This is a genomic window from Sphingomonas hylomeconis, assembly GCF_025370105.1.
Classification (GTDB): Bacteria; Pseudomonadota; Alphaproteobacteria; order Sphingomonadales; family Sphingomonadaceae; genus Sphingomonas; species Sphingomonas hylomeconis.
The window spans coordinates 675,054-701,904 of the sequence record NZ_JANQBK010000001.1 but is presented as its reverse complement, the minus strand read 5'-3'; the positions used below and the strand labels follow the sequence as shown (position 1 = coordinate 701,904).

The 26,851-nt window shown below is 65.3% G+C and carries 24 protein-coding genes; 12 read left to right on the top strand and 12 right to left on the bottom strand.

Annotated elements, in window-relative coordinates; all coding sequences use genetic code 11:
* Positions 1 to 70 precede the first annotated feature (70 nt).
* From NV401_RS03490 to NV401_RS03465, 6 genes are read right to left on the bottom strand one after another with little or no spacing between them, the layout of a single operon-like run.
* A complete protein-coding gene (locus tag NV401_RS03490; RefSeq protein WP_261292978.1) occupies positions 71 to 1,195 on the bottom strand; it encodes a CaiB/BaiF CoA transferase family protein in 1,125 nt (374 codons plus the stop codon).
* Entirely contained in the window at positions 1,192 to 2,118 is a 927-nt protein-coding gene (locus NV401_RS03485; RefSeq protein WP_261292977.1) for a hydroxymethylglutaryl-CoA lyase, read from the bottom strand. Before NV401_RS03485 ends, NV401_RS03490 begins: the two co-directional genes overlap by 4 nt.
* Entirely contained in the window at positions 2,115 to 2,735 is a 621-nt protein-coding gene (leuD, locus tag NV401_RS03480; protein ID WP_261292976.1) for a 3-isopropylmalate dehydratase small subunit, read from the bottom strand. The genes NV401_RS03485 and leuD overlap by 4 nt, the downstream gene beginning before the upstream one ends.
* Positions 2,732 to 4,156, bottom strand: a complete 1,425-nt coding sequence (locus NV401_RS03475) for a 3-isopropylmalate dehydratase large subunit (protein ID WP_380817050.1) — start codon at positions 4,154 to 4,156, stop codon at positions 2,732 to 2,734. The genes leuD and NV401_RS03475 overlap by 4 nt, the downstream gene beginning before the upstream one ends.
* Positions 4,125 to 4,625: a DUF3598 domain-containing protein gene (locus NV401_RS03470; RefSeq protein WP_261292974.1), complete on the bottom strand. Its 501-nt coding sequence runs from the start codon at positions 4,623 to 4,625 to the stop codon at positions 4,125 to 4,127. The genes NV401_RS03475 and NV401_RS03470 overlap by 32 nt, the downstream gene beginning before the upstream one ends.
* Positions 4,612 to 5,988 (bottom strand): alpha/beta fold hydrolase, encoded by a 1,377-nt coding sequence (locus NV401_RS03465; protein WP_261292973.1) that lies wholly within the window; start codon positions 5,986 to 5,988, stop codon positions 4,612 to 4,614. Before NV401_RS03465 ends, NV401_RS03470 begins: the two co-directional genes overlap by 14 nt.
* An 83-nt stretch (positions 5,989 to 6,071) precedes the next feature.
* Here NV401_RS03465 and NV401_RS03460 point away from each other — a divergent pair, with 83 nt between their 5' ends.
* Genes NV401_RS03460 through NV401_RS03450 form a run of 3 tightly spaced genes read left to right on the top strand, consistent with a single transcriptional unit; the run spans position 6,072 to position 8,573 of the window.
* On the top strand, positions 6,072 to 6,764 hold the full coding sequence (locus NV401_RS03460; protein ID WP_261292972.1) for an isochorismatase family protein: 693 nt from the start codon (positions 6,072 to 6,074) through the stop codon (positions 6,762 to 6,764).
* A complete protein-coding gene (locus tag NV401_RS03455) occupies positions 6,757 to 7,653 on the top strand; it encodes a polysaccharide deacetylase family protein (RefSeq protein WP_261292971.1) in 897 nt (298 codons plus the stop codon). The genes NV401_RS03460 and NV401_RS03455 overlap by 8 nt, the downstream gene beginning before the upstream one ends.
* The gene (locus NV401_RS03450) at positions 7,650 to 8,573 is read left to right on the top strand and encodes a polysaccharide deacetylase family protein (protein WP_261292970.1); all 924 of its coding nucleotides are present in this window, start codon (positions 7,650 to 7,652) and stop codon (positions 8,571 to 8,573) included. Before NV401_RS03455 ends, NV401_RS03450 begins: the two co-directional genes overlap by 4 nt.
* 90 nt (positions 8,574 to 8,663) lie before the next feature.
* On the opposite strand, the gene NV401_RS03445 is transcribed toward NV401_RS03450, so the two are convergent.
* The 6 genes from NV401_RS03445 to NV401_RS03420 all read right to left on the bottom strand — a co-directional run bounded on the left by NV401_RS03445 (position 8,664) and on the right by NV401_RS03420 (position 16,459).
* Entirely contained in the window at positions 8,664 to 9,395 is a 732-nt protein-coding gene (locus NV401_RS03445; protein ID WP_261292969.1) for a DUF3108 domain-containing protein, read from the bottom strand.
* Positions 9,395 to 9,757: a hypothetical protein gene (locus tag NV401_RS03440; protein ID WP_261292968.1), complete on the bottom strand. Its 363-nt coding sequence runs from the start codon at positions 9,755 to 9,757 to the stop codon at positions 9,395 to 9,397. Before NV401_RS03440 ends, NV401_RS03445 begins: the two co-directional genes overlap by 1 nt.
* 66 nt (positions 9,758 to 9,823) lie before the next feature.
* A complete protein-coding gene (locus tag NV401_RS03435; RefSeq protein WP_261292967.1) occupies positions 9,824 to 11,020 on the bottom strand; it encodes a class I SAM-dependent methyltransferase in 1,197 nt (398 codons plus the stop codon).
* Between the two features lie 84 nt (positions 11,021 to 11,104).
* Complete coding sequence (locus tag NV401_RS03430) at positions 11,105 to 12,664, bottom strand: FAD-binding oxidoreductase (RefSeq protein WP_261292966.1); 1,560 nt, start codon at positions 12,662 to 12,664, stop codon at positions 11,105 to 11,107.
* Positions 12,645 to 13,922, bottom strand: coding sequence for an MFS transporter (locus tag NV401_RS03425; protein ID WP_261292965.1), 1,278 nt, complete (start codon positions 13,920 to 13,922; stop codon positions 12,645 to 12,647). Before NV401_RS03425 ends, NV401_RS03430 begins: the two co-directional genes overlap by 20 nt.
* A 2-nt stretch (positions 13,923 to 13,924) precedes the next feature.
* The gene (locus NV401_RS03420) at positions 13,925 to 16,459 is read right to left on the bottom strand and encodes a TonB-dependent receptor (protein WP_261292964.1); all 2,535 of its coding nucleotides are present in this window, start codon (positions 16,457 to 16,459) and stop codon (positions 13,925 to 13,927) included.
* Between the two features lie 357 nt (positions 16,460 to 16,816).
* Between NV401_RS03420 and NV401_RS03415 the strand changes: the two genes are divergently transcribed.
* Genes NV401_RS03415 through NV401_RS03375 form a run of 9 tightly spaced genes read left to right on the top strand, consistent with a single transcriptional unit; the run spans position 16,817 to position 26,848 of the window.
* Positions 16,817 to 17,647, top strand: a complete 831-nt coding sequence (locus tag NV401_RS03415; protein ID WP_261292963.1) for an HpcH/HpaI aldolase/citrate lyase family protein — start codon at positions 16,817 to 16,819, stop codon at positions 17,645 to 17,647.
* Positions 17,640 to 18,149: a MaoC family dehydratase gene (locus NV401_RS03410; RefSeq protein ID WP_261292962.1), complete on the top strand. Its 510-nt coding sequence runs from the start codon at positions 17,640 to 17,642 to the stop codon at positions 18,147 to 18,149. The genes NV401_RS03415 and NV401_RS03410 overlap by 8 nt, the downstream gene beginning before the upstream one ends.
* A 7-nt stretch (positions 18,150 to 18,156) precedes the next feature.
* Complete coding sequence (locus tag NV401_RS03405) at positions 18,157 to 19,338, top strand: acyl-CoA dehydrogenase family protein (RefSeq protein ID WP_261292961.1); 1,182 nt, start codon at positions 18,157 to 18,159, stop codon at positions 19,336 to 19,338.
* The gene (locus NV401_RS03400) at positions 19,338 to 20,540 is read left to right on the top strand and encodes a CaiB/BaiF CoA transferase family protein (protein WP_261292960.1); all 1,203 of its coding nucleotides are present in this window, start codon (positions 19,338 to 19,340) and stop codon (positions 20,538 to 20,540) included. Before NV401_RS03405 ends, NV401_RS03400 begins: the two co-directional genes overlap by 1 nt.
* Complete coding sequence (locus tag NV401_RS03395; RefSeq protein WP_261292959.1) at positions 20,540 to 21,619, top strand: CaiB/BaiF CoA transferase family protein; 1,080 nt, start codon at positions 20,540 to 20,542, stop codon at positions 21,617 to 21,619. The genes NV401_RS03400 and NV401_RS03395 overlap by 1 nt, the downstream gene beginning before the upstream one ends.
* Positions 21,616 to 22,851: an MmgE/PrpD family protein gene (locus NV401_RS03390; protein ID WP_261292958.1), complete on the top strand. Its 1,236-nt coding sequence runs from the start codon at positions 21,616 to 21,618 to the stop codon at positions 22,849 to 22,851. The genes NV401_RS03395 and NV401_RS03390 overlap by 4 nt, the downstream gene beginning before the upstream one ends.
* Entirely contained in the window at positions 22,848 to 24,161 is a 1,314-nt protein-coding gene (locus tag NV401_RS03385) for an MmgE/PrpD family protein (RefSeq protein ID WP_261292957.1), read from the top strand. Before NV401_RS03390 ends, NV401_RS03385 begins: the two co-directional genes overlap by 4 nt.
* Positions 24,158 to 25,528 (top strand): phenylacetate--CoA ligase family protein, encoded by a 1,371-nt coding sequence (locus NV401_RS03380; protein ID WP_261292956.1) that lies wholly within the window; start codon positions 24,158 to 24,160, stop codon positions 25,526 to 25,528. Before NV401_RS03385 ends, NV401_RS03380 begins: the two co-directional genes overlap by 4 nt.
* Complete coding sequence (locus NV401_RS03375) at positions 25,529 to 26,848, top strand: amidase (protein WP_261292955.1); 1,320 nt, start codon at positions 25,529 to 25,531, stop codon at positions 26,846 to 26,848.
* The last annotated feature ends 3 nt before the right edge of the window (positions 26,849 to 26,851 follow it).

Below are 26,851 nucleotides of genomic sequence, written 5' to 3'. Positions count from 1 at the left end.
ACCTGTTCGTCCCCTCGGCGATAATGGCGCAGTTGTCCACACTCGGCAACCGCCCAAGTCCTAGATCATCTCACGCGGTCCGCGACCGGATCGTAGCGTCGTCGGCACCTGGTATCGGCAATGCTGACGCGCGGCCAAGCCGCTTGCCATCCATTTCGATCGGCAGTGCGGGCAGCCGGGTCTCGCGCCCATCCGGCAAGGTCACGGCTTCAAGTCCGCCCTCCGCCAGTTGCGGATCGTCAAACATGTCCTCAGGACGACCGATTGGCGCGAACGGCAGCCCCGATCCTTCCAGCCGTGCGATGACCTCTTCGCGTGTAAAGCTCCCCACGAGAGCACGGATCTCGGGCAGGATACGGTCGCGCGCCATCACCCGATCGTTATTGCGGCGCAGCCCCTCGTCGGCCCACAGTGCGTCCAGTTGGAACAGCGCACAGAATTTCTGCCACAACGCATCTGTAACGACGCCGATGAACACCGGCTCATCCTTTGTTTCAAACACGTCGTAGATGGCCCAGGCGGAGACGCGCGCAGGCATCGGCGCTGCGGCTTTTCCGGTAACGGCCAACTGCGCCATATGCTGTCCGACCAGATATGCGGTCGTCTCGAACAGCGAAGCCTGCACCTTCTGGCCGCGCCCGGTGCGGTGACGCTCCTCGATCGCGGCGAGCACCGCGATCACGCCGAACATCCCGCCGGTCACGTCGATCACGCTTGATCCGGCGCGCAGCGGGCGGCCCGGCGGTCCGGTCATATAGGCGAGCCCGCCCATCATCTGCGCGACCTCGTCCAGCGCTGTGCGGTTCTCGTACGGTCCGGGTAAGAATCCCTTGAGCGAGCAATAGACCAGCCGGGGGTTGACCGCGGCGAGCGCTTCATAGCCAAGCCCGAGCCGATCGAGCGCGCCGGGGCGGAAATTCTCGATCAGGATGTCGGCCTCGCCGACCAGCGCATTCGCGGTCGCGAGACCGTCTTTGGCCTTGAGATCGAGACAGATGCTCTTCTTGTGGCGGTTGTACATCGGGAAATAGCCCGCGCCCGACCCCATCAGATTACGGGTGTGATCGCCGCCGAGCGGCTCGACACGCACCACGTCGGCGCCGAGCGCGGCGAACATTGCGCCCGCTGCGGGGCCCATCACCATGTGCGTGAATTCGATGACCTTGAGGCCGGCGAGCGGCTGCGGCGCACTCATGCCGCACGGCTTTCGAAATCGAGCGGCAGCCCCGCATCTGGTGTGAAGCCGTAGAGCGGCTCGCCGGGCAGCGCATCGCTGACGATTGCGCGGACCTTCATCAGCGCCTCCAGATCGATCCCGGTTTGATATCCCATTGCCTGCAACATGAAGACCAGATCCTCGGTAACGATGTTGCCCGATGCGCCCGGCGCCCAGGGGCAGCCGCCCAGCCCGCCGAGCGACGCATCGAGCGTGGTAATACCCTCATCGAGCCCGGCCAGCACGTTGGCGAGGCCGAGCCCGCGCGTGTTATGCAGATGCAGGCTGGTCAGCCGGTCATCGCCGATCGCTGCTTTGACGCGCCGGACCAGCCGGCGGACCTTTGCCGGGTCGGCATAGCCCGTCGTGTCCGACAGGCAGACCTCCGCCGCCCCCGCGGCAATCGCGCGCTCGGCGAGGTCGACGACCTTGTCTTCGGGCACCGTACCCTCGATCGTGCAGCCGAAGGCGGTCGACAGGCCGACCTCGAAATGCGCGCGTTCACCCGCCGGCGCCGCCGCGACCATCGTCGCGACCCGTGCAATCTCGTCGATCACCTGGTCATGACTGCGGCGCAGATTCTTCAGGCTGTGCGTTTCAGACACCGAAAGCGGGATCGAAAGCTTGCGGGCGCCCGCCGCCAGCGCGCGCTCCGCCCCCTTTAGATTGGGCACCAGCACGGCGACGGTCAGACCCGCGATCGTATTGCCAAAGGCAACGAGTTCGGCCGTATCGGCCATCTGCGGGAGGACGCTGGCCGGCACGAAGCTGCCCACCTCGATTTCGCGCACGCCCGCCGCGGCTTCGGCGGCGATCCACGCCTTCTTGGCCTCGAGCGGCATGATGCGCTCGATGCTCTGCAGGCCGTCCCGTGGACCGACTTCACTGATGAGGATGTTCATGGTTCTTGCCTCAGATAGATCCAGGGACGCGCCAGGCGATCGGCGGCGTGGAACACCGCGATTGCCGGATGGTGGCGGAGCGTGAGATCGATGCCGTCCAGGCCTTCGGCAAGCATCGCCTTGGCCTCTTCGTCGATCTCGAAGGCATGGTGCGATTCCCCCGCCTCGATGCGCTGCGCAAGCAGATCGACTACCACCACCATATCTGCCGCGGCGATGGCGCGCACCACGGCCATATCGATCACCACCGGGATGATGCCGTTACGAATACAGTTGCCGCGAAAGATCGGCGCGAAGCTCGGCGCTAGGATCGCGCGCACGCCATATTCATGGAGCGCCCATACCGCATGCTCGCGGCTCGACCCGCAGCCGAAATTCTCGCCCGCGAGCAGCACCGGGGCGTGTGCATAGCGCGGCTGATTAAGCACGAAATCGGGATCGGGATCGCGCGTGCCCGGCGCGGTATAGCGCCAGCCCGCAAACAGCCCGCCGGCAAGCCCCGTCTTGCCCACACCTTTGATCTCGCGCGATGGTATGATCGCGTCGGTATCGACATTGTCGCGCAGCAGCGGCGCGGCGATTCCCTCGACTCTGGGAACGGGGGGGAACGCGCTCATTGCACCAGCGCCCGCGGATCGGCGATCCGCCCGGCGATCGCGCTGGCCGCGACGGTTTCGGGGCTGGCGATGTGAGTCCGGATCCCCGGCCCCTGGCGCCCTTCGAAATTGCGATTGGTCGACGAAATTACGCGCGAGCCCGGCGCGAAGCCCTCGCCACCGGCGTAGAAGCACAGCGAGCAACCGCTCATGCGCCACTCGAACCCGGCATCTCTGAACAGTTGGTCGAGTCCCTCGGCCTCGGCGGCGCGGCGCACCGCGGACGAGCCCGGCACGACCAGCGCGTGAACGCCGGGCGCCACCTTGCGCCCCTTCACCAGCGCGGCGGCGCGGCGCAGATCGGCGATACGACCGTTGGTGCAGCTGCCGATAAAGGCGGCATCGATGGCAAGATCGTCGATCCGCGTGCCCGGCTCGACGCCCATATAGGCGATCGCCTGCGCAAACCCCTGCACGTCAAGCCCGCTTTCCGGTTGCCGCGGCACAAGCGCATCGATCCCGATGGTGCTCTGCGGGCTTGTGCCCCAGCTCACCATCGGCGCGATCACGCTGGCGTCTATGCGAATCTCACGGTCGAACACCGCACCCTCGTCACTTTTGAGACCGGCCCAGACGGCAAGAGCAGCGCGCCACGCTGCCCCGCTAGGAGCGTAGCGGCGCCCTTCGAGATAGGAGAAGACGAGGTCGTCGGGGGCGATAAAAGCGCTCATCGCGCCGAATTCGGTCGCCATGTTGCACAAGGTCAGCCGGCCCTCCAGATCGAGCCCGCGCACCGCCGCGCCCGCAAACTCGATAGCATGGCCCTGCCCGCCGCCGGCACCGTAGCGCGCGATCAGCGTTAGTGCCATGTCCTTGGCGGTAACGCCGGACGGCAGCGCGCCCTCGAAGCTGACCCGGGTCGCCATCGGCCGCGGCAGCCGCAGCGTGCCGGTCGCCATGGCATGTTCGGCCTCCGTCGATCCGATCCCCCAGGCAAGCGCGCCAAACGCACCCTGGCTGCAGGTATGGCTGTCAGGGCAAACGAGCGTCGTGCCCGGCAGCACGATCGCCAGTTCGGGTGAAATCACATGGACGATGCCCTGATCGCGATCGTCGACATCGAACAGGCGGATGCCCGCTGCGCGCGTCTCCTCGCGGGTCGCGGTCAGGAACACGTCGCCGCCCGGCACCAGCGTCCCGGTCCGGCCGGCTTTGGTATCGACGATATGATCGGTCACCGCGAACACCCGGTGCGGATCAAGCACGCGGCGGTCGGCTGCCGCGAGCGAACGCAGTGCGACCGATCCGGTGCGTTCGTGCAGGAATATCCGGTCTATCGCGATTAGATCCTCGCCGTTGAGCCGCGCGACGAGATGCTGATCCCACAGCTTGGCGAACAGCGTTCGGGGTTCAATCGACACGAACTGTGCTCTCCCCCTCATAGGTTCGCCAGTCGCGCGTCACCAGCCGCTCCTCGATCGCGGTGCGGGTCTCGATCATCCCGCCGCGGATCGAGTGCCAAGTGCGGCAACGATGGGCGCCGTCGTCGGAAAGCTGGATCATCTCGTAGAGATAGAGATCGGGGGTGCCGGTGCGCTGCCAATAGAGCATCAGCGTGCGCTTCTTGTCATCGAGCGCCACCTCGGCCGCCCAACCGGTAATCAGATCGTTGTTCCACCAGATCCGGCTGTCGCGGTATTCGGCCGGGAAATCGCGGACTTCGGTGCGCCCGTCCGCCCAGCTATAGAAGTTGGTCTGATGATACGGGTTGCGGGCATCATCATCGATCCGGCACAGCAGGCGGGACCGGTGCGCATCGATCTTTTCGCCGGCTGCGTTGTAATGAACATAGGTGCCGTCCCATACGCCCTCGTGCCGGGCGAGCAGCGGCATCGCATCACGAATTCCCATCATCGACCTCCATCTGACGGCGTGCGATCAGCCATTCGCGCGCTGCGGTCGATCGGATCAGTGCGAGGTGTTCGGCGCCGAGCCGTTCCGGGCGGAGCGTGGCGGGATCGAAATCGATCTGCGACGCGCTGTTCGCGTCGTACCACGGTGCGAACAGGTGCGCGGCACGGACGATCGCCCAGGCGCGCGTGAGATAGGCGCCGAAGCGATCCGGCTCGAGCGATGGGAAAAGCTTGGCAGGCTCTCCGATCGGGAGCGCTTCATAGGTAGTGCGCGAGGCGCCGAGCGCCTGCGCGCAGGCCGTGATCACCGTTTGCCAGGCGCCGACATCGCTTGGCGCTGCGCCCGGCCAGGGATCGGAGAGCCCGTGGCCTGGCAGGTCGATCGCCAGCGCCGCACCGTCCAACAGATCGAGCGCGCGCCCGGGGCCATGAACATGCATCGCCGCGCCGCGCGTGCCGCGCCAGTGGATCAGACCGTCAAACCCCGTGGTGACGACATGAACGAAGCCTTCGTCGTCCGCTTCGCCGAGTTGATCTGGGCCCGGCATCGCGCGCAAAGCGAGATGCTCGACGCTCGCCTGCTGGTGCGCGATCGGGCTGGCCACCTTGCGTGCCGACCATTCGGGCGGGAGATCGCCGAGCCGGTCGATATGCTCCTGCAACACGTCGCCATCATAAGCGGTGATCAATACCGGCGCGGTCGGGGTACCAGCGGCGGGAATGTCGCGCGACGCGCGCAGCACCGCTCCATAGCCGGCACGGTACGCATCGCCTGCATCGAGCATGTCGCGCACCACGGCATCGACCCGGACCGGATCGTCATGCGCCACCGTCATCCGCGCGCCGGGATCGACCTGATACCAGGGGAAGAACCAGGTCTGTTCGAGAATGCGATTCCACAGCCAGGTCAGGTGCTCGCCATAGGCGCGTGGCTGGAAGGCGGGCAGATAGCTTTCGGAAAAGGCGGCGCGCTCGGCGTCTGTCCAGATCGCGTAGCCGCCGATCGCGAGCGCCGCGAAGCGCGCCGGGTGCCGGCTCAATGCGTTGACCAGGATGATCCCGCCGGAATGAAATCCGTAGGCGGCAACCTGTTCAATTCCCAGCGCATCGAGCAGGTCGACCAGCGCATCGGCGAACGCCTCGATTGGCGCCGCGGGATCGGGCAGCGGATCGGAATGTCCGAAGCCCGGCGAATCGGGCGCAATGCAGGTGAAGCGGTCCGACCATTCTGCCATCAACGGTGCATATTCCGCTGAGGAACGGGGACTTTGGTGGACCATCAGGAGGACGGGTCCTTGCCCCGAACGGCGGTAGTGAACGCGCCGGCTACCGACATCGACGAAGTGACGGGTGATCTTCATGACCACAACTTGTCCGGACAAATTCAACTAGACAAGCCCTTTTCGACCAAGCATGTTCGTTTCCGCGAACAAGGAGACATTCCATGACCGAGATCATTGGCACCCGGATGGTCGAGGATGACCGCACGGCGCGGCAGATCTTCGAGGAAGTGATGGCCAATCCGGCGCGAACGAAATTCGGCTTCGGCAAAAAGCTCGCCATCGTGAACGTTGATTTTCAGAACGCCTATACACGGATCGACGAGTTCAAGACCGCGTATGAAACCGATCCGCGGCAGATCGAATATGCCAACACTCTGTCTCGGCTGGCGCGCGAACGAGACATGCCGGTAATCTGGACCCATGTCGCCTATATGGACGATGCCAGCGATGCCGGTGTCTGGGGTACGCGCACCAATACCGCCGACAGCCTTCAGAACATCAAGGTCGATAGCCGCCGCCACCACTTCGACGATCGCTGTGATATCGATCATGGCCTGGATGCGATCTACACCAAGCGCATGCCGTCGGCGTTCTTCGAAACGCCGCTGCAAAGCCTGCTCATCTGGCACCAGGTGGACACCGTTGTGGTTACCGGCGGATCGACATCGGGCTGTGTGCGCGCGACTGCCGTGGATTCGCTCAGCCGGGGCTATCGGACCATCGTCCCGATCGAAACCTGCGCGGACAAACATGCCAGCTATCACTTCGCCAACCTGACCGACCTCCAGCTCAAATATGCGGATGTCGAACCGGTCCAGACCGTCATCGACTGGCTGGAAGCGCGCCGTGGCTGAGGCACAGTCAGCCGACCCCGGCCTTTACGCTTTCCAGCCCTATAGGAACCGCCCACGCATCGTCTGGCCCGGGGGCAAAACCGTCGCCGTCTGGGTCGCACCCAATCTCGAATATTACGAGATCGATCCGCCGGCCAATCCGCATCGCAAGAGCTGGGCAAAACCGCATCCCGATGTCGTCGGCTATGCCCACCGCGACCATTCGAACCGTGTATCGCACTGGCGGATGGCGGAGGTGATGAGCCGCCACGGCTTTCCAGGATCGGTCAGCCTGTCGGTCGCGCTGTGTCAGCACCACCCCGAGGTGGTCGAAGATGGTGCGCGGCGTGGCTGGGAGTTCTTCAGTCACGGCATTTACAATACGCGTTACGCCTACGGCATGGACGAGGCGCAGGAGCGCGCGATCATCGAGGATTCGATCGAAACGGTGCAGGCCGCGACCGGCCAGCGAATTCGTGGCTGGCTGGCGCCGGCGCTGACCCACACGCCGCGTACGCTGGACCTGATCGCCGAATATGGGCTCGATTATACCTGCGACCTGTATCACGATGATCAGGTCGGCGACGTGAAGGTGACGCGCGGGCGGCTCGCATCGATCCCCTACAGCCTGGAGGTCAACGATCATTACGGCTTCTTCGTCTACAATATGTCCCCGCGCGACTATGCCGACACGCTGATCCGCCAATATGAGCGGCTCGCAAGCGAAGGCGCGGCCTCCGGCACGGTAATGTGCATCCCCCTCCATGCCTATCTGATCGGCCAGCCACATCGGATCGCAGCATTCGAACGCGTGCTGGAGCATATCGCGGGCGATGGCCGCGCCTGGATCGCGCGGGCGGGGGAAATCATCGATGCCTGGCGCGGGCAGCAAGCGGGAGACGGCGCATGACTCTCGACCCCAGCTACCTCACCTACCCCAAGCGCCAATTGGGTTATGATCATGATCTGTACTCGTGGTCGGCGATCAAGGACCGGCCCAAGCTGCGCTGGCCGGGCGACAAGGGGGTGGCGGTATGGTTCTGTGTCAGCCTCGAATGGTTTCCGCTGACCCCGAGTGACACCCCGTTCCGCGCGCCAGGTCATATGGTGACGCCCTACCCGGATTACCGCCATTACACCGCCCGCGAATATGGCACGCGCGTCGGCTTCTATCGCCTGCTGGACGCCTTTGCGAAGGCCGGCGTCACCGCCTCGATCGCGATCAATTCGACGATCGCCGAACGCTATCCCGAGCTGATCGTCGAGATCGTCGGCGCCGGCCACGAAATCATCGCGCATTCGACCGACATGAACGGCACGATCGCGAGCGGCCTGCCGATCGAGCAGGAACGCGCGCTGATCGCCCGATCGCTCGACACGATCGAACGGGTGGCCGGCACGCGCCCGCGTGGCTGGCTGTCGATCGCGCGCTCGCAGAGCTTCAATACGCTCGATCTGCTCCACGCGGCCGGGCTCGTTTATGGCTGCGACTGGGTCAATGACGAGCTTCCGTACCGCTTCAGCAACGGGCTGCTAAACCTTCCGCTCAACCACGAGCTTTCCGATCGACAGGTGATCGCGGTCCAGCAGCAATCGGCCGACAGCTATGCCGAGCAGCTCGGCGACGCATTCGACTGGCTCGCGCGCGAGGCGGGGCAGACCGATGCCCGGCTGCTGCCGGTGCATCTGACGCCCTATATTTCCGGATTGCCGTACCGCATCGACGCGATCGAGACGATGATCGCCGATCTCGCGGGCCGCGCCGAGGCGTGGGTCGCCCCCGGCGGGGCAATTGTCGATGCCTGGGCGGCGCAGGAAGCGAACGCCTGAGGCGCGCTGCCGCAACGCCGATGGGTCCGGCCGCGCCAGTGCCCCGCTCCGCCGGCCGGTTCGGCACGACGGCGCGGGGCATTCACCGTCTCAGCGCTCGAGTTCGACCAGTTCGTACCAGGTCTGCATATAGCCGCCGACCCCACCCTGAACGAAGATCGCGTCCTCGTCTGCGGTCACCCACAGGTCGTAATGCGGGTGCGTCTTCCCGCCCATCCCGGTCTCCGTATCGTCGACGAAGCGGAAGTGCCGGCAAGCGAACGTGCCCGCCTCGACCGTCACTTCCTCGTCGCCGAGATATTCGAGATCGATCTTGACCTCGACCGCGATCGGCGGCGTCGCGCCGCGGTGATCGGGCGATGGCAGGTAACAGCGCAGCGTGCGGCGATGTGGCCCCTTCGAGACATCGATGCAGCGTGTGTTGAACGCATCGCAGATAATCGGGTGCGTCCCGAGCGCGTCGATCGGCCCTTCGAAATTCACCACCTGCGAAAGCCGGCCGATGCTCGGCCCGTGGCTCTCGCATTCGATCACCCCGCCCTCGTCGCCGGCGTCGACGTTGAACCAGCCCGATCCCATGAACGCGTCCCCCACCGTCAGATGGACGTGGAGGTTACGCGGACGGCCGTCGGGGCCGACCGCATAGACGATGTCGCGCAACACCGTCGGGGCGGGCTCCTCGATCTCGCATTGCGCGCGCACGATCACCGAGCCGTCATCGTGATGCGTGAAGGCGAACCATTCCCGGCCGCGCTCGTGATCGAGCATTTCGGGCTTCTTCGAGGTGTAGCGGATCTTTCCGCGAACCGAACGGTGCTTCATCATAGCTTTTTGAGCTCCTCACTCACTTGTTCTACCGGCTTGTCGTCTGCCGCCATGGCTTCCATCGCCTGCTGCACCCCGCGCATGACGCGGGCGATATAGGCCTTGGTCGCCACGCCGCGTTCCTCGGCCGCCGCGCGATCGGGAACGAAGCTTTCGATGTCTTCGCGCGCGACGATGCCCTTTGCCTCGAGCAGCCGTTCGAGCGTGTCGCCGCGCTGGCGCTGGACCGAGACCTCGCCCACCAGTGCCATCACGATCGACAGCAGCCGATCGACGGCGGGATCGTCGAAATAGTCGGGGCGCTTGCCCTTGGCGCGCTTGCCGGCAAGGGCGATCCAGTCGAGGGGTTCGTCGCTCACATCAATCTCCTGCCGCAGTCTTGCGGGGCTCTTGCTTCGGTCGGGTGAGGGGAATAGGCCGCGGCGTCAGGCCGCTTTCCAGGCGCCGTACGCGTGCCAGTACGCGGCCCGGCCATGATCCTCATCGCCGCCCGATTTGGCCTCGGGGAAGACATCGGTATCGACCACCGCGCGCACCCCACTGGTGAATAGGCTGCCGTGCGCGAAGCCCGCGTCGATCATCACCTGCTTCATGTCGAGCGAATGCATCGCCGACCAGAAAGGCTCGTTGTTGTTGAACGCGTCCCAATCGCGAATGAACTGCTCGTAAAGCGGCATCTCGTCGGTATATTCGGGCTGCTCGAGGTGGAACATCAGCCCACCGGGGGCGAGCACGCGGTAACCCTCTCGGATGATCCGCGGCAGTGCGGTGCCCGAAAGCTCGTGCAGGAACATCGTCGTCTGCACCCAGTCGAAATGTCCGTCGCCAAAGCGGTGCATATCCTCGGCGTTCATCTGGATGAAGCGCAGGTTGCGCGCGCCGAGCGCCTGCGCGCGCGCATGGCCGTAGCGCAGCGACGCCGCGGCGGTATCGATCGCGATGACCTCCGTATCGGGAAAGGCGAGCGCAAGCGGGACGATATTGTGCCCGATCGTCGATCCCAGATCGAGGATCCGGCGCGGGGTCCAGCCCGGGCGCTCGCGCTTGATCCATTCGACCAGCGCCTGCCCGCCGCCGTCCGAAAGCGCGCCCAGCCCGCCTGCGGTGGTGGCGAAAATGCCGGCATCGTAGTTCGCTCCAGCCGAAACATCGCCCGGGCGATCCTCCCCGTGATAGCTGCCAGGCATGCAGTGGATATCCACCGCCGCCTGGTAGCGCGGCACCGCGACGCCCGCATCGAGCTCGAGCGTGTCGCGGCCTTCGTTGAACTGGCGCGCGTGGCTTTCGAGATCATCCATCTGGCGCAATGCCATCTGGCGGCCGTTCTGCTGGCGCATTTCCATCGAGTTGCGCTTGAGCGCAGACCAGAAGCGATGCCACGGATCGCGGTTCATCGCGCGGCGGATCTCGGTGCGATCGGCCGGATCGCGGCCATGCTCGGCCCGGAACGCCGGCAGGACACGCGTCTCATAGGCGCGCTTGTTTCCGGTGCCGATACTGCCCGAGAGATATTTGTTCAGATTGGCGAGGAAATCGAACCGCGCCGCTTCGTCATGGCTCGGCGTGGGAAACACCGGATGCTGAGTGACGGCGGTATAAGGCGGCGGAACATCGTGCTTCATATCAGGCCCTTCTGTACTGCGCTGGCGTACGACACCGTGCCGATCCCCTGCCCCGCCCCCGCGGCGGCGATCGGCCCGGAACGATCACAGCCCGAGCGACCCCGGGTTCATCCGGCGATCGGGATCGACCGTCTGCTTGATCGCCTTGAGGATTTCCCACGCGCCCGGATCGCTGCGCTGCTCGAGCGGATAAGCGCGCCCAATCTGGAAATGCCCCGCCTCGAGGCTCGCGAAGATTGCGAGCAGACCGGCACGCAGCGTCTCGACCAGCGCACGCGCCTCGGGATTGGCGGGAAAGCGCGTTAGCTTGGCATAGTGCGCCGGCTCGATCGCACGCTCGTGCGCCTGTTCGAGCTGGTCGGGCCAGAAGAATACCGGCTCGAGAAGGAAGCTCGTCGTGCCCATCGTCAGGAACAGATAGCCAGCACCAATCTCTAGCCGCTCCATCGCCTCGCGATGCTGTTCGTACAGCGCGAGGATCGCGTTGAGCGCGGGCAGCGCCTTGCTATGGCGGAGCACGCCATGCGTCGGCACCCAGCGCTCGCCCTGCGGCCCGACCATCGAATTGACGTTGGGAAACGGGTTGGCGCGCATCACCTTGGGGATCGTGTTTTCGACCGGCCGCCCGCCCGCCGCTTTCACGATCGCGTCGATTGCGTCCAGATCGGCGTCGGCCGACGCTTGGTTGCGGCCTTCGCAGATAGTGTGGACCGAAAAGCCCGCATCATCGAGGAACGAGCGGCCCGCCGCGACGATCTTGGCGCCTTCCTTGATCCCCTTCCAGAAACCGCCCTGGGACTTCATCACCCCGACCAGCGCCTTGGCATCCTTGGCAAGACTCTCGCGCTTCATGCGCTGTGCCTGGAGGAAGGGATCGAAGCCGAAGATCTCGGTGGCAAGCCCCGCGCGCGCGATCTCGCTGATCGCCGCCATGAAGGCCGCGGCATCGGTGAAAGCAAAGCTGCCATAAGCGAATGCATTGGCCTCGCGGATCAGTGGCAGCGTGATCTGCGCCTTGATCCCGAACGCGCCACAATCGGCGGCGAAAATCCCGGTCACGTCGGGGCCGAACGGGCGCATTCCGGGATTGCCGGTGCGCACGATGCGGCCATCGGCAAGCACGACATCGAACGACAGGGCCGAGGATACGATCGGTCCGCGCGCCGCACCCCAGAACACGCCGTTCTGGCTCATTCCGCCGCCGACATTGGCGATCAGCCCCGACAGCGTTCCCCAGACCGGCGGGCGCAGCCCCATCGGGTGAAGCTTGTTGTAGAGCTTCGCCCAGGTGCACCCGGCCTCGACCGTGACGGTCATGTCTTCTTCGTTGATCGCCAGGATCGAATCCATCGCCGAGACATCGACGATCAGCGCGCCAGCATCGGCCGGGAGCAGCCCCCCGGTATAGCTCATCCCGCCGCCGCGCGGCGCGACTGCCAGCCCCGCGCGTGCCGCCGCGGCGATGCCCTTCGACAACGCCTCGATGGTGCGCGGCCGGAAGATCGCGATGGGACGCTGGCCGACGCTGAAGATATCCTGGCCGAAAAAGCCCAGCTCCTTGTCGTCGGTGATGAGCGCGTCGGCGCCGACCGCCGCGGTCAGCGTATCGAGCACGCCAGGCGTATCAAGCAGGTCGGTGGCCACCGGTCTCTCCCAATCGAGGATATCGTCCGAGCGACAGCAGCATCGCGCCGCCGATCGCGAACATGAAGATTGCTGCCATCAGCATCGCATCATAGCTGCCGGTGCGATCGCGCACCGCGCCGTAGAGGATCGGTGAGACCCCCGATCCGATGCCGAAGGGCATGTAGAGCATGCCGTAGATCCGGCCGTAATGCCGCATCCCGAAATAGCGTGCGGTAAGGAAGGCAATCACATCGGATTCGGCGCCCGCCGCAAAGCCGAGCAGGAACGCACCGGTCATCACCACGCTCAGCGCGCCGCCTGTCCCCATCAGCAGCGTGCACGCGATCGCGGGCAGCAGCATCGAGGCGAAGGCGACGCCCGGCGCCCAGATCCGGTCGAACAGCAGGCCGACCAGCACGCGCCCGGCAAGAATGCCCATCGCCACCACGCCCAGCACGCTCGCCGCGGTCGCCGGCGTAAAGCCGTGGAGCTTGACGATCTGCGCCATATGGATGTGCGCGCCGCCATAGGCGATCGAGATCAGGATGATCGATCCGATCAACATCCAGAAGCGATAGCCCCGGATCGCCTGCCCAAGCGTCAGGCCAGCGACGTTGCCATCGGCCATCCGCGTTTCCGCGGGTGCCTCCTCCGGTTTGGGTTCCCTGAACCAGGCGATCGCAACGGGCAGCGCCACGAGCAGCGGAAGCAGCGCGACGATCGGAAACGCGAACCGCCAGCCGCCCGTCCGGATCGCCCAATTGGCGATCTGCGGCACGACCAGCGCCGCAAGACTGGTGCCGATCAGCATGATGCCGAGCGCCAACCCGCGATTCTTGGCGAACCACATGCTGACGGCGCGGCTCCACGTCACCGGGGTCGAGCCGATCCCGATCACGCCCAGCAGCAGCCAGAAGGCATACCACCCACCGATGTTGCCGGGCACGAAATAGAAGGCGGCAAAGACCATCGCAAAGGCGAACAGCGACCATAGACCGATCAGGCGGACGCCCACCCGGTCCGCCAGCCCGCCAATCACCGGCGCGAGCAGCGACGCGGTCGTACCGAAGATCGTCATTCCGACGCTGATCGCGGCGAAATCCCAACCGAATTCGTCATGTATCGGCCCCATGACGAGGGGCAGGACATTGAACGGCAATGGCGACGCGCCGCACGCGGTGCCAAGCAGCGCCGCCGCCAGCACCCGCCCGCCGAGCTTGAACTCGGACGAGCCGGCCGGAGCCGAACCAGCGGCATGAGGCACGTCGCGCGCCATGCTCAGAAGTTATGCCGGAGGCGGGCCATCCAGCTCCGCGGCGGATTGATGTAGTTGTAGCCGAGATAGGTGTTGGCGGCTTCCTCATCGAGACAGTTGGTGCAGGTCAGCGACAGCTGCCAAGCCTTGTCGGGACCGCTGAGCGCAAGGCCCGCATTGACCATCCACACCCCTGGCGACCGCGCGCCGAGCACGATATCGCCATTGCCATAAGGATTGACGGGAAAGGTGCCATTGGTGCCGGTTATCGGTTGGTCATAATACGTCACGTTGGCGGCCTGCACCTCCTGCTCACCGCGATAGGCGGCGTTGACGTTCGGGATCAACGACAAACTGCCCAGCGGGATCTGGTAGCTGCCGCCGACCGAGACCGTGAATTTGGGCGTGCGGACCGGCGTGGCGATGTCCCCGTTCGGCGCGACGATGCCGACGCCACACACCGACGTGGTTCCCGGGCCACCCCCGATCGCACCGCCCGCAAGCGCTGCACGGCACAGCGCTTGCTGCGATGCGACCGAGCGCGTGCCATATTGGTCGAATTCGGGTGCGTTCGGATCGATGATGTACTTGTCGTCCTGGAAGCCACCGTTGACGAACACGTTAAGCCCATCGACGGGCACGAAAGTGAGTTCCGCCTCGATGCCGCGATTGCGGTAATCGGCAAAATTGCGCGTCACGAAGCTCACTGCGCCGTTCGGCGCCACCACACCGGCCGGGGTCTGCAGCTCGCTAACGTCGGTCCAGTATGCGGTGAGGTTCAGGCGTACCCGACGATTGAAGAATTCCGATTTCACCCCCCCCTCGTAGCTCCAGACCTTTTCCGGATCGAACGGCAGCAGGTTGGTCGGCGAGCTTGCGCGAGCGGCCCAGCCCCCCGATTTGAAACCGCGCGTCGCACTGGCGAAAAATAGCAGATCGGAGTTGGGCTTGTAATTGATCGCGAAACGCGGCGTCCAGATCTTGGTGTTGAGCCGGGTCGGGATCGCCGTGCCGTTCGCCGATATGAGGTTGGCGTTGTCGAGGCATGTTGCCGGCAGCGCGGCGCCGCTGACATTGCACTGCGGGCGGTTGTCCGAAATATCCAACGTCTTGGTTTCGTCGGTGTAGCGGATGCCCGCGGTCAGCTTGATGGTATCGGTGATGTTGAAATCGGCCTGCGCATAGCCGGCATAGGCCTCGGTGCCATTGCGCAGCGTACGGTCGGCGAGCAGCAGCGACGTGGTCGGCGAGGTGCTGAAGATATCCGCGAAGTCGGAGCGGTTGGTTTCGTTGATATAGTAGAAGCCCGCGACATATTCGATGAAGCCCTTACCGATCTCACCGTTGAGCTTCACTTCCTGGCTCACCTGGTCGGCATAGCTGTCATTGACGATGACGAAGCCGCCGCGCGCATTCTGCGTGACGGCAGGATATGGCACAGCAAGCGTCGGCGCCGAGCGACCATCGTAGAAATCGAGACCGTATTGCTGCGCCTGGCGGATATATCCGCTGATCAGCGAGATCGTGGCGTTCGACCCGACATCGATGGCGAAGTTCGACGTGACGATGTTGCTCTGAGTGTAGTTGCCGTTGAGATAGTTCGCCTTGCGTCCGGAGATTGCAAGCGGTGCGAAGGGTGACGTTTCGGCGGACTTGCCACTACGATACCCGGTCGAGGTGTAGCGCCCGTCGCATTCTGTGGGCTTGAGCGGGTTGCACGCGAAGTTGAGGATATTGTCGCCGTTGGCAACGATATGCGCGAAGGAGCCACTCCAGCGGACCGAGCTGCTGAGCGCACCGCGCAGTCCTAGGCGGACACCCCAGCCATCATCGTCATTGACGCGCTGACCGGTCGTCACGTTGCGCGCATAGCCGTCATCGTCCTGCCAGTAACCGCTGACCTTGGCCGAGAAGGTGGGTGCAAGCGGTATGTCGACCGACCCGCGCACCAGCTTCTTGTTATACGCGCCGTAGCCGACCTCGCCAAAGCCCTTGAACTCACCGAAGCGGGGCTGCGCCATGATGACGTTGACCGCGCCGCCCGTCGTGTTGCGCCCGAACAGCGTGCCCTGCGGCCCGCGCAGCACCTCGACGCGCTCGACGTCGAACAGGCTGAGATTGTTGGCGTTCTGGCGGCTGATATAGATGTCGTCGATATAGGTGCCGACCGGCGGATCGAAGGTCGGCAGCGATTCCGTACTGCCGATGCCGCGGATGTAGAACGAATTGGACGAGCCCAGGCCGGTATTCGCCTGCGCCACCATATTTGGCACGTACTGGGCGATCTCCAGCGTGTTCGTTATCCCGCGCGCCTCGATTTCCGCTTTTGAGAAAGCAGAGATCGCGATCGGCACGTCCTGAACGCTTTCACTGCGGCGCTGCGCGGTGACCACGATATCGGCCAGACCACCCTGCGCCTCTGGTGCTTCGTCCGCTGCTACTCCGTCCGCCGGAGCGGCCGTGGTCGACTGCGTAGATGCGCTCGTCTGAGCACTAGCCGGCACGATCGCCATCGCGACGCAAAGCGCGCTGGTCGAAGCGAGAAGTTTCAGTCTCATTACGCATCCCCATCAAGTTTAGTTGGCACGGCAACCTGCGGACTTTTTTATATTTGTCCGGACAACCTCTCGTTATCATCCCGCCTTGTCAAGCGCCAAATGAGAGCAAGGCAAAATCGTCGCCCAGGCCTCCGTAAATTCCACCATCGCAGCAGATAGTGGACCGAGACGCTTCGAGTGCGCCTGTATTTTGATTTGTTTTTTGACCGTTTTTCAGTTGCTTGCTTGCCGATCCGACTCCGCACCCCGTGCAATTCTAATTCCCCAGCGAGCGCTCCCGACCAAGCCCGGCCAGAAACCCCTTGACCTGCCCCGGTTGTCCGGACAACTATCAGCTAGAAATTTTGAGGTGAGCCATTGTCTGCAGCCTATCTCTCGACCCTGCTGTTTGTATCGGCCGCAACGCCCGCGCGAATCCAAAAGGCGCTGGCGAGTGACGCCGACACGATCTGCATCGACCTGGAAGACTCTGTTCCGGCCGGATCGAAGGCCGCCGCCCGCATTGTCGCGCTCGAAGCGCTATCGCTTTCTTCACGCCTGTCGCTGCGCACCAACGCCGTGAACACGACAGCCGGGCTGCGCGATCTGCTCGCGCTGGCCGACCATGCCAACCGCCCCGCACTGCTGCTGATCCCGAAGGTCGAGTCGGCCGCCGAGATCCGCATCGTCGCAAATCTGTTACCCGGCATGCCGATTGTACCATTGATCGAAACGCCCGCCGGGCTACGCGAAACAGCGCGCATCGCCGCCGAGGTATCGGTGGCAGCGATGATGTTCGGGGGTGGCGACATGTCGGCCGAACTGGGCGTGGAACTGGCCTGGGAACCGCTGCTTGCCGCGCGTGGCGCGTTCTTGCTGGGGTGCGCAGAGGCCGCCAGGCCGGCGATCGACGTGCCGTTCATCCATCTCGACGATACCGCTGGGCTGACGCAGGAAACGCGCTGCGCAAAAGCGATCGGCTTCCAGGCGAAGGCCGCGATCCATCCGGCGCAGATCGACATCATCAATACCGTATTGCGACCGAGCGACCAGGAAATCGCCGACGCGCGCGAGGCGATCGCCGCTTTCGAGGCGGCGGGTGGCGCCGCCATTCGGTTCAAAGGCAGGATGCTCGAGGAACCGGTGATGCGGCGTTTCCGCCGGATCCTAGCCAAATCAGATCATCAAAGGAGCAACAACGATGCGTGAGGGGGCAAGGGAAATCTCACCCGGCCGGTTCAGGGAAGTGTTCGGCCGCAGCTACGAGGATTTCGTCGTCGGTCATATCTATGAACATCGTCCCGGCCGCACGATCACCGATACCGATAATGTGTGGTTCACGTTGCTGACCATGAACACGCATCCGGCGCATTTCGATTATGAGTTCGCCAAGAAGACAGAATTTGGGAAGCCCTTGGTATGCTCACCCCTGACCGTCGCGTTGATGGTCGGAATGAGCGTGTCGGACCTCAGTCAGAAGGCCGTCGCCAATTTGGGCTGGGACAATATCCGCCTGACCCACCCACTGTTTCCCGGTGACACGCTGTACGCCGAGAGCGAAGTCCTTGAAAAACGCGAGTCTGGCTCGCGGCCCGAACAGGGCATCGTCACCGTCAAGACGACAGGCCTCAACCAGCATGGCGACGTGGTATGCACGTTCAACCGCACCATGCTGATCTGGAAAAACGGCTTCGGCCCCGTGGATGATTGATCGCAGAATGAGCAATTCGGAAACCCGCACCGCCGTGGCGCAATTGCCTCCCGAAGAGGAGGAAGCACTGCTTCACACGATTTCGCGCTGGGTCGATCGCGACGTCAGGCCGGTGGTGATGAAACACGATCACGGCGACATCTGGCCTGAAGAAATCGTCAACCAGATGGCCGAGCTGGGCTTGTTCGGTGCGGTGATCGATCCGGAATATGGCGGTCTGGGGCTGCCAGCCGTTACCTATGCCAAGATCGTCGCGCTGATCTCTTCCTATTGGATGGCGGTAACCGGCATCTTCAATTCGCATCTGATGCTGGCGGTTGCGATCCAGCGCTTCGGCACCGAAGAGCAGAAGCGTGAATGGCTGCCGAAACTGGCCAGTGGCGAGATTCGCGGTGGCCTGGCGCTGACCGAGCCCAATGCCGGCACCGATCTTCAGGCGATCCGTATGACCGCCGTGCGTGACGGCGATGACTATGTCATCAACGGCACCAAGACCTGGATTTCCAATGGCGTCCACGGGAGCTGCTTCGCGCTCCTCGTCAAGACCGATCAGTCTGCCGATCCGCGCTACAAGGGCATGAGCCTGTTCATTGCCCCCAAGGCAGATGGGTTCACGGTCGGCAAGAAGTTCGACAAACTCGGCTACAAGTCGATCGATTCCGCCGAACTGGTGTTCGACAATTACCGTATTCCCGCAACGAACCTGATCGGTGGGGTCGAGGGCAAGGGATTCTTCCAGGCGACCGGCGGTCTCGAACTTGGTCGGATCAACGTCGCAGCGCGCGGTGTCGGCCTGGCCGAAGGGTCACTGCGGCTCGCCACCGAATATGCGCAAGTCCGCGAGACGATGGGCAAGCCGATCGCCGAGCATCAGGCGATCCAGCTGAAGATCGGCGAGATGGTGACGCGCGCGCGCGCGGCGCGGCTGCTGACCTTCGATGCCGCCGAGGCCTATGATCGCGGCGACCGCTGCGACATGGAGGCAGGTATGGCTAAATATTACGCATCCGAAGCGGCTGTCCGCAATTCGGAGGAGGCGATGCGGATCTTCGGCGGTTACGCTTATTCGAAGGAATATGAGATCGAACGTTATTATCGCGATGCGCTGCTGATGTGCATCGGCGAAGGCACGAACGAGATGCAGCGGATCATCATCTCGAAGCAGTGGATCAAGCGGAACCCCGCATGATGAGCGAGGACACGCCCCGCCCCCTGCCGCTGGCCGGCTATCGGATCCTTTCTGCCGAGCAATATGGTGCCGGGCCCTACGGCACCATGTTCCTCGCCCAGCTCGGCGCCGAGGTGATCAAGGTCGAAAGTGCCGAGGGAGACACGGCGCGCGCGGTCGGGCCGCATTTCCTGCGTGCCCGGGAAAGCCTGTTCTTCCAGAGCTTCAACCTCAACAAACGCTCGATCACGCTCGATCTGAAAACCGCCGCCGGCCAGGAGGTATTCCACAAGCTGGTTTCCCGCAGCCATGCGGTAGCCAATAATCAGCGCGGCGACCTGCCCGCGAAACTGGGGCTGACCTATGACGCGCTGAAGGCCGTCAACCCGGCGATCGTCTGCGCGCATCTGTCTGCCTATGGCCGCGGAAACAGTCGCGAGAAATGGCCGGGCTACGATTATCTGATGCAGGCGGAGGCGGGATTCCTGTCGCTGACCGGAGAACCGGACGGACCGCCATCGCGGTTCGGGCTGTCGATCGTCGATTTCATGACCGGCACAATGATGTCGATCGGGTTGCTGGCCGCCTTGCTCGCCGCCAAGGATACCGGCGTGGGTCGCGACGTTGACGTCGATCTGCTGTCGGCAGCGCTCCACCAGACCAGCTATCCCGCCATGTGGTATTTGAATGAGGGCGATGTGGTGACGCGCACGCCGCGCTCGAGCCACCCGTCGGTTACGCCGAGCCAGCTGTATCGCACCGCCGATGGCTGGATCTTCGTCATGGCGCAGCTGCCGAAATTCTGGACGGTCCTGGTCGATCGCATCGGCCGACCCGAGCTCGCGCAGGATCCGCGCTTTGCCACACCGGCCGAGCGCACCGCCAACCGCGACGTGCTGACGCAGGTGCTCGATTCTATCCTTACCGCATATCCGACAGCCCATTGGCTGGCGGCATTGCAGGGCCATATGCCGGTCGCGCCGGTGTATGGTCTCGATGAAGCGCTGGACAATCCCTATCTCGCCGAGACGGGCATGGTGGACGAGGTGCCGCATGCCGATCGCGCCGCGCTGCGGGTGCTCGCCAACCCGATCCGGATCGACGGGCAGCGCCTGCCCAACCGGGCGGCGCCGCTGCTCGGCCAGGATACCGATTCGGTGCTTGCCGAAGCGGGCTACGATCCCGACGAAATCGCGGCGCTGCGCCGCGACGGTGTGGTCTGATGGGTAGCCTGACCGGGATCCGAGTCGTCGATTGCTCGCAATTCTTTCCGGGCCCGATGATGACCGTGATGATGGCTGATCAGGGCGCCGAGGTCATCAAGATCGAGCCGCCGGCGGGCGATCCCGTGCGCCGGATGGCGCCGTTCGAGAACGGCCATTCGGTGTGGTTCCGCAACCTCAACCGCGGCAAGACAAGCCAGGTGATCGATCTCAAGACCGACCACGGCAAGGCGCAGCTGTGGGAATTGATCGCCGGCGCCGACGTGTTCGTCGAGGGTTTCCGACCCGGCGTGATGGCACGGCTTGGCTTCGCGCCCGAACTGGTCGCGGAACGCGCGCCGCGCGTGATCTATTGCTCGATCAGCGCGTTCGGCCAGTCGGGCGGTCTCGCCGATCATCCCGCGCATGACATCGTGGTCCAGGCGCTGGCCGGTTTTCTCTCGGTCAATGACGGGGCGGACGGCATGCCGGTGGTGCCCGGCGTTCCCGCCGCCGACATGGCGGGCGGGCTGACCGCGCTGTCCGCGGTGCTGATGGCGCTGATCGGCCGCGAAAAGACCGGGCGCGGCAGTGTTCTCGATATCGCGATGTTTGATTCGCTGCTGCCATGGTGCGTGCACATCGCAGGCGATGCGCTGGCCGGTGGCCCAGCGCCACGCTCGGCGAGCCAACGCTCGCTCGGCGGTGCCGCCTTCTACCAGGTCTATCGCACCGCCGACGGGCGCCACGTCGCGCTCGGCGGACGCGAGCCCAAGTTCGTCCGCACCCTGCTTTCTGCGCTCGACCGAAGCGACCTGATCGCCTCGGCCGAGAGCGAGGCAGGCGACGCCCAGATGCCGGCGATCGCGTTCCTGCGGGAAACCTTCGCGGCTCGTACACGGGACGAATGGACCGCATGGTTCGCGCACCGCGATGTCGCCTTCGCGCCGGTGCTCGATTTCGCCGAGGCGCTACGCCAGGCGCATGTCGCCGAACGCGGCTTGCTGATCGAGAGCGATGGCGCGCATCATCTTGTGCCGGCGATCCGCTTCGCTGGCGCGCCCTGGACCCCCGCCCCCACCCCGGCGCTCGGCGGATGAGCGCCAATGCCGCCACGCTGACGGAAACGATGGCCGCCCATCTCGTGCGCACGGTCGACCCGGCTTCGCAGCAACGCGCGCGTCTGCACCTGCTTGATTGGCTCGCCTGTGTCGGCGCCGCCCGGCAAAGCCCGATCGCGCGCAAGCTGGCGGGCGAACGGCCGATCGAACGCGCGGCGTGGCTCGGCAACGTCCTGGAGATGGACGATGTCCATCGCGGTGCGATCCTGCATCCCGGCCCCGTGGTCTGGCCGACCGCCCTGATGGACGCCACCACTGATATGGCGACAGTGCTGAGCGCCGCCGTCCGCGGCTACGAAGCGGTCATCGCCATCGGCGCGACCTTCGATGCACGGCATTACGGCTTCTATCATAACAGCGCGACCGCGGGCGGCTTCGGCGCCGCCGCCACGGCGGCCAGCCTCGCTGGTGCCGATGCAGAGGCCTACGTCGCCGCGCTCGGGCTGGCGGGGTCAGTCGCGGGCGGGTTGTGGCAGATGCGTCGCGAACCCAACGATGCGAAACAATGGCATATCGCCCATGTGGTCGACACGGGGCGGCGCGCCGCGCGCCTTGCCGTACAGGGCGTGACCGGGCCGCGCGCGATGCTCGACGGGCCGCTTGGCCTGCATGCCGCAACATGCGAAACGCCGCGCCCGCTGGTGCTGGGCGAGGGCTGGCGGATCGGCGAGGTCAGTTTCAAGCCGTGGGGCGCGTGCCGCCACGCGCACCCGGCGATCGACGCCGCACTCGAGCTCAAGCGCCAGGGGCATCTGCACGGCGCGATCGAGATCGCGACCTATGCGGACGCGATCACCTTTTGCGACCGCCCGGCCCCCGCCAGCGTGATTGAGGCGAAGTTTTCGTTGCAGCATGCCGTCGCGATCGTCGCCGAGCGCGGCATGCCCGAACTGGCCGATTTCGAGCCTGACAGCGTCGCGTCGCTGGCCGCGGCGCGCGCGCGGATAAGCGTGCGCGAGGATGGCGAATTCACCGCGCGCTACCCCGCCCATTTCGGCGCGACGGTGCGCAGCGCCAGCGGCGAAGTGACGCTGATCGATACGCTGGGCGATCCCGAGCGGCCGATGGACCGCGCCGCGATCATCGCCAAGGCGCATGCACTGCTCGCGTGGGGCGGCGTCTCCGAGCCCGGGATCGACGCCGCGCTTGCCGCTTCGCTCGACAGCGACTCGTCACAGGCCGCGCGCGACTGGATTGAGGTCTGGGCATGATCGCAACCACTGCGCTGCTCGATTTCGCACACGCGCCGCACAGCCTCCCGGCGGCGGTCCGCGCCGATACCGAACGTCTGCTCGGCGATACGCTGGCAGTCGGCGCAGCCGGTGCCGCATCGCCCGCTGGGCGCGTAGTCCTCGCCGCGGTCACGGGCTGGGGAAGCGGCGACGACGCGCGCGCGCTCGGCGTCGCCGATCGCCTCCCCGCCCCGTCGGCGGCATTCTTCAACGGCTTTGCGATCCATTGCCTCGAATGGGACGCGGTACACGAACCCGCTGTGGTTCATGCGCTCTCGGTGGTGACCGCTGCGGTCGGCGCGGCGATCGACCGGCGCGGCGGCTGCGACACGGCCGAGGCGCTTGCCGCGATCGCGGTCGGCGTCGATGTCGCAAGCGGCCTCGGTATCGCCGCAACCAGCGCGCTGCGCTTCTTCCGCCCCGCCACCGCCGGCTGCATCGGCGCCGCGCTCGCGGTCGCGCGGATCGAAGGACTTTCCCGTAGTCAGTTCGACGATGTCCTCGGCGCGGCTTATTCGGCTTGCGCCGGCACCATGCAGGCGCATGTCGAAGGCTCGGTCGCGCTGCCGCTGCAAGTCGCCACCGCCGCGCGCGCCGCGCTATGCGCAGTGGATCTGGTGCGCGCCGGCCTCACGGGCCCGCACGACGCGCTCGAGGGCCCGTACGGCTATTTCAAGCTGATCGACGAGGGCGATCTCGCCACCTACACGCGCGATCTGGGTCGCGTCTGGCGCATCGCCGAAGTCAGCACCAAGCCTTATCCGTCGGGCCGCGCCAGTCATGCGACGCTCGGTACGCTCGCCGCGCTTCGGGCCGAGGGCGTAATCGCGCCCGATCGGATCGCGACGATCCATGCCGAGGTGCCGCCGCTGATCGCGCGGCTCGTCGGCCGTCCGCCGATGCCGGAGATGAGCCCCGCCTATGCCCGGCTGTGTCTGCCCTTTCTAACCGCGCTGATGCTGCGCGATGGGATGATCGATCCGCGCTGCTTCACCAGCGGGCAGTTCGCCGATCCCACGCTGCGCGCGCTTGCCGAAAAGCTCACGGTCTCGGTCGACACCAACCCCGATCTCAACGCGCTCTCGCCGCAGCGTCTCACCATCGCCCTCACCGACGGCACGCGGATCGAGCGTGCGATCGCCGATACGCTGGGCAGCCCGGGCGCGCCGCTCGACGCCGCGAGCGCCACGGCGAAGCAGCGCCTGGCGCGCGCCCTCGCCGATCCCGCCGCCGATCCGCGGCTGTTCGATGCACCCCTTGCCTATCTTACCCAGACGGAGCCGCAATGACCTTTCCGACCTATTTCGAAGCGATCGACGCCAAGGCGATGCTCGACGCCTATCCGGTCGGTGACGCATTCGAGGCGCGCTACAAGGGCATGAGCCGCGACCAGTTGTTCGCGATCCAGGATGCGCAGTTCCGCAGGCTGATGGCGCGCGGCTGGCAGATTCCCTTCTATCAGCGGCTATGGGGCGCGCAGGGAATCGAGCCCGGCGACATTCGCGGCCTGGCCGACATCACCAAGCTGCCGACCTATGACAAGTCGGACGTGATGGCCTCGGTCGCCGCTTGCCCCCCGTTTGGCGATTTTGCGGGGATCGAGGGGGATGATCATGTCCCGGTGATCTTCCACACCACGTCGGGCACGACCGGCCGACCCCAGCCATTGCTGTTCGGCCCCAAGGGGCGTGAAGTGCCCAACCTGCTGGTCGGGCGGATGTATCGCTGGCAGGGGCTCGAGCCGTCGGACGTCGTGCAGTCGGTCTATGGCCACGGCATGATCAACGGCGGCCACTATATCCGCGAGGCCGTCACTCGCTACACCAACTCGATCTTCCTTTCGGCGGGCACCGGGATCGAAACCCGTTCGCTGGCGCAGGTGCGGCTGATGGCCGATTTCGGCGTGACCGTGCTGGCAGGATTCATCGATTATCTGCGCAAGCTCGCCGATGTCGCACGCGAAGAGGGGCTGCTCGAGCAGCTCAACGTCCGGATGATCTTTGCGCATCTCGGCACCGAGGATCGCTCGGCGGTCGAGGCCGCCTGGGGCGGGGCCAAGGCGTTCGACTGGTACGGCGTCGGCGACACCGGCGCGATCGCGGGTGAGGGCCCCGATCGCAACGGCCTCTATGTTTGGGAGGACGCGCAGTATCTCGAATTGCTCGACGTCGATAGCGGTGCTGCGGTCTCGCCGGGCGGCACCGGCGACATGGTCGTGACGTGCCTCTACAAGGACGATATCGCGCCGTGCATCCGCTTCAATACGCATGACATCACGCACGAGCTGTCGGGCCAGAGCGATACCGGGATCGTGTTCAAGCGCATCGCCGGATTCAAGGGTCGCAGCGACAACATGGTCAAGCTGCGCGGCATCAACGTGTTTCCGCACGCGATCGGCGCGATCATCGAGAACCGCCCCGATCTGACGGGCGAGTTCGTGTGCCGGATGGTCCGCGACCCCGCGACGCAGCGCGAAGACATGGTGGTGGTGCTGGAGAGCAAGGGCGGCAGCAACAGAGGAGAACTCGCCTCGGTGCTGCGCCAGGGGCTCGGCGTGGAAGTTCTCGTCGAGTTCGAAGCCCCGGGCGGCACCGCGGCACTGACGCAGATCGACGTTCGCCAGAAGCCGATCCGCCTGATCGACGAGCGCGACTGAATGGCCGCCCCCGCCGCCCTGCCCGCCCGCTCATCGGCCATACATGACCTTGCCACGCTGCATGCTGCGGTGCGCGCCGGTGAAACGAGCATTGCCGCGGTGGTGGCGGCGGCACTGGCGGAGATCGACCGCCGGGATCCCGAGCTGCGCAGCTTCATCGCGCTCGATCGCAATGGCGCCCGCGACGCTGCGGCGCAAAGCGATGCGCGCTTCGCTGGCGGGCAGGTGCGCCCGCTCGAAGGCATGACGATCGCGGTCAAGGCGAACATCGCGGTCTCGGGGCTCGAATGGAATGCCGGCATGGCGCTGCGTCGCGGCATCATCGCCGATCGCGACGCCGTGGTCGTCGAACGGCTGCGCGCGGCGGGCGCAGTGGTGCTCGGCACGCTGAACATGCACGAGGCGGCACTTGGCGCCACGACCGATAACATATGGTTCGGGACCGCACGCAACCCGATCGGCAGGAATCGCACCCCCGGGGGATCCTCGGGCGGCAGCGGTGCCGCGGTGGCCGCTGGCTTCTGCTTCGCTTCGCTCGGCACCGATACGTTGGGCTCGGTACGCATTCCCGCGGCCTATTGCGGTGTCTACGGCCTCAAGCCGACCAATGGCACGCTGCCCGACGACGGGCTCATCCCTTTGGCCCGCTCGCTCGACTGTATCGGCCCGCTCGCCCGCTCCCTCGATGATCTCGAGGCGGTGTGGATGGCGCTCGGCGCAGCCCGGCCCGCCCCGGCGCTCGGCCGGCTCGTGGTGCTCGACGATCTCGGCGATGTGGAGTGCGCACCCGCCGTCTGCGATGCTTATGATCGCGCGCTCGCCACGCTCGATCATCTCGGGCGTTCGTCGCTGCGGCTGGGCCCGTTGTCCGCGGTCCGCACCGCGGGGTTCGTCAAGAGCGCGCGTGAGCTGTCCGACTGGCTTGGCGCGGCGCGCAGTGCCAAAGCCGATCTGCTGTCGAAAGAGCTGCGCTGGCTGCTCGATTATGCCGATCGGGCGGTTGCCGATCCGGCGCTGCTCGGAGACATCGGCGCCGCGCTGCGTGAACGGATCGGCGCAGATGGCGTGTTGCTGCTGCCGACCGCGCCGCAAGCCGCGTTTGAACAGGGCACCCGCGCGCCCGCCAACCAGGCCGATTTCACTGCGCTCGCCAATATAGCCGGTCTCCCTGCACTCTCGCTGCCAGCCGGAACCGATGCCGACGGCATGCCCGTCGCGGTCCAACTGATCGGCCCGGCCGAAAGCGAGCGCGCGCTGATCGCAATCGCCCGCCACATTGCCGCCCGCCTTTCCGCGGGCCCGACCGCCACTGCCCCTTAGGAG

Coding starts and splice junctions, on each gene's coding strand:
- NV401_RS03490 (WP_261292978.1), bottom strand. CDS start 1,195: ATGAGTGCGCCGCAGCCGCTCGCCGGCCTCAAGGTCATCGAATTCACG.
- NV401_RS03375 (WP_261292955.1), top strand. CDS start 25,529: ATGGCCGCCCCCGCCGCCCTGCCCGCCCGCTCATCGGCCATACATGAC.
- NV401_RS03395 (WP_261292959.1), top strand. CDS start 20,540: ATGGGTAGCCTGACCGGGATCCGAGTCGTCGATTGCTCGCAATTCTTT.
- NV401_RS03425 (WP_261292965.1), bottom strand. CDS start 13,922: ATGGCGCGCGACGTGCCTCATGCCGCTGGTTCGGCTCCGGCCGGCTCG.
- NV401_RS03475 (WP_380817050.1), bottom strand. CDS start 4,156: ATGAGGGGGAGAGCACAGTTCGTGTCGATTGAACCCCGAACGCTGTTC.
- NV401_RS03485 (WP_261292977.1), bottom strand. CDS start 2,118: ATGAACATCCTCATCAGTGAAGTCGGTCCACGGGACGGCCTGCAGAGC.
- NV401_RS03445 (WP_261292969.1), bottom strand. CDS start 9,395: ATGAAGCACCGTTCGGTTCGCGGAAAGATCCGCTACACCTCGAAGAAG.
- NV401_RS03420 (WP_261292964.1), bottom strand. CDS start 16,459: ATGAGACTGAAACTTCTCGCTTCGACCAGCGCGCTTTGCGTCGCGATG.
- NV401_RS03400 (WP_261292960.1), top strand. CDS start 19,338: ATGAGCGAGGACACGCCCCGCCCCCTGCCGCTGGCCGGCTATCGGATC.
- leuD (WP_261292976.1), bottom strand. CDS start 2,735: ATGAGCGCGTTCCCCCCCGTTCCCAGAGTCGAGGGAATCGCCGCGCCG.
- NV401_RS03465 (WP_261292973.1), bottom strand. CDS start 5,988: ATGAAGATCACCCGTCACTTCGTCGATGTCGGTAGCCGGCGCGTTCAC.
- NV401_RS03410 (WP_261292962.1), top strand. CDS start 17,640: ATGCGTGAGGGGGCAAGGGAAATCTCACCCGGCCGGTTCAGGGAAGTG.
- NV401_RS03435 (WP_261292967.1), bottom strand. CDS start 11,020: ATGAAGCACGATGTTCCGCCGCCTTATACCGCCGTCACTCAGCATCCG.
- NV401_RS03460 (WP_261292972.1), top strand. CDS start 6,072: ATGACCGAGATCATTGGCACCCGGATGGTCGAGGATGACCGCACGGCG.
- NV401_RS03450 (WP_261292970.1), top strand. CDS start 7,650: ATGACTCTCGACCCCAGCTACCTCACCTACCCCAAGCGCCAATTGGGT.
- NV401_RS03390 (WP_261292958.1), top strand. CDS start 21,616: ATGAGCGCCAATGCCGCCACGCTGACGGAAACGATGGCCGCCCATCTC.
- NV401_RS03470 (WP_261292974.1), bottom strand. CDS start 4,625: ATGGGAATTCGTGATGCGATGCCGCTGCTCGCCCGGCACGAGGGCGTA.
- NV401_RS03405 (WP_261292961.1), top strand. CDS start 18,157: ATGAGCAATTCGGAAACCCGCACCGCCGTGGCGCAATTGCCTCCCGAA.
- NV401_RS03380 (WP_261292956.1), top strand. CDS start 24,158: ATGACCTTTCCGACCTATTTCGAAGCGATCGACGCCAAGGCGATGCTC.
- NV401_RS03385 (WP_261292957.1), top strand. CDS start 22,848: ATGATCGCAACCACTGCGCTGCTCGATTTCGCACACGCGCCGCACAGC.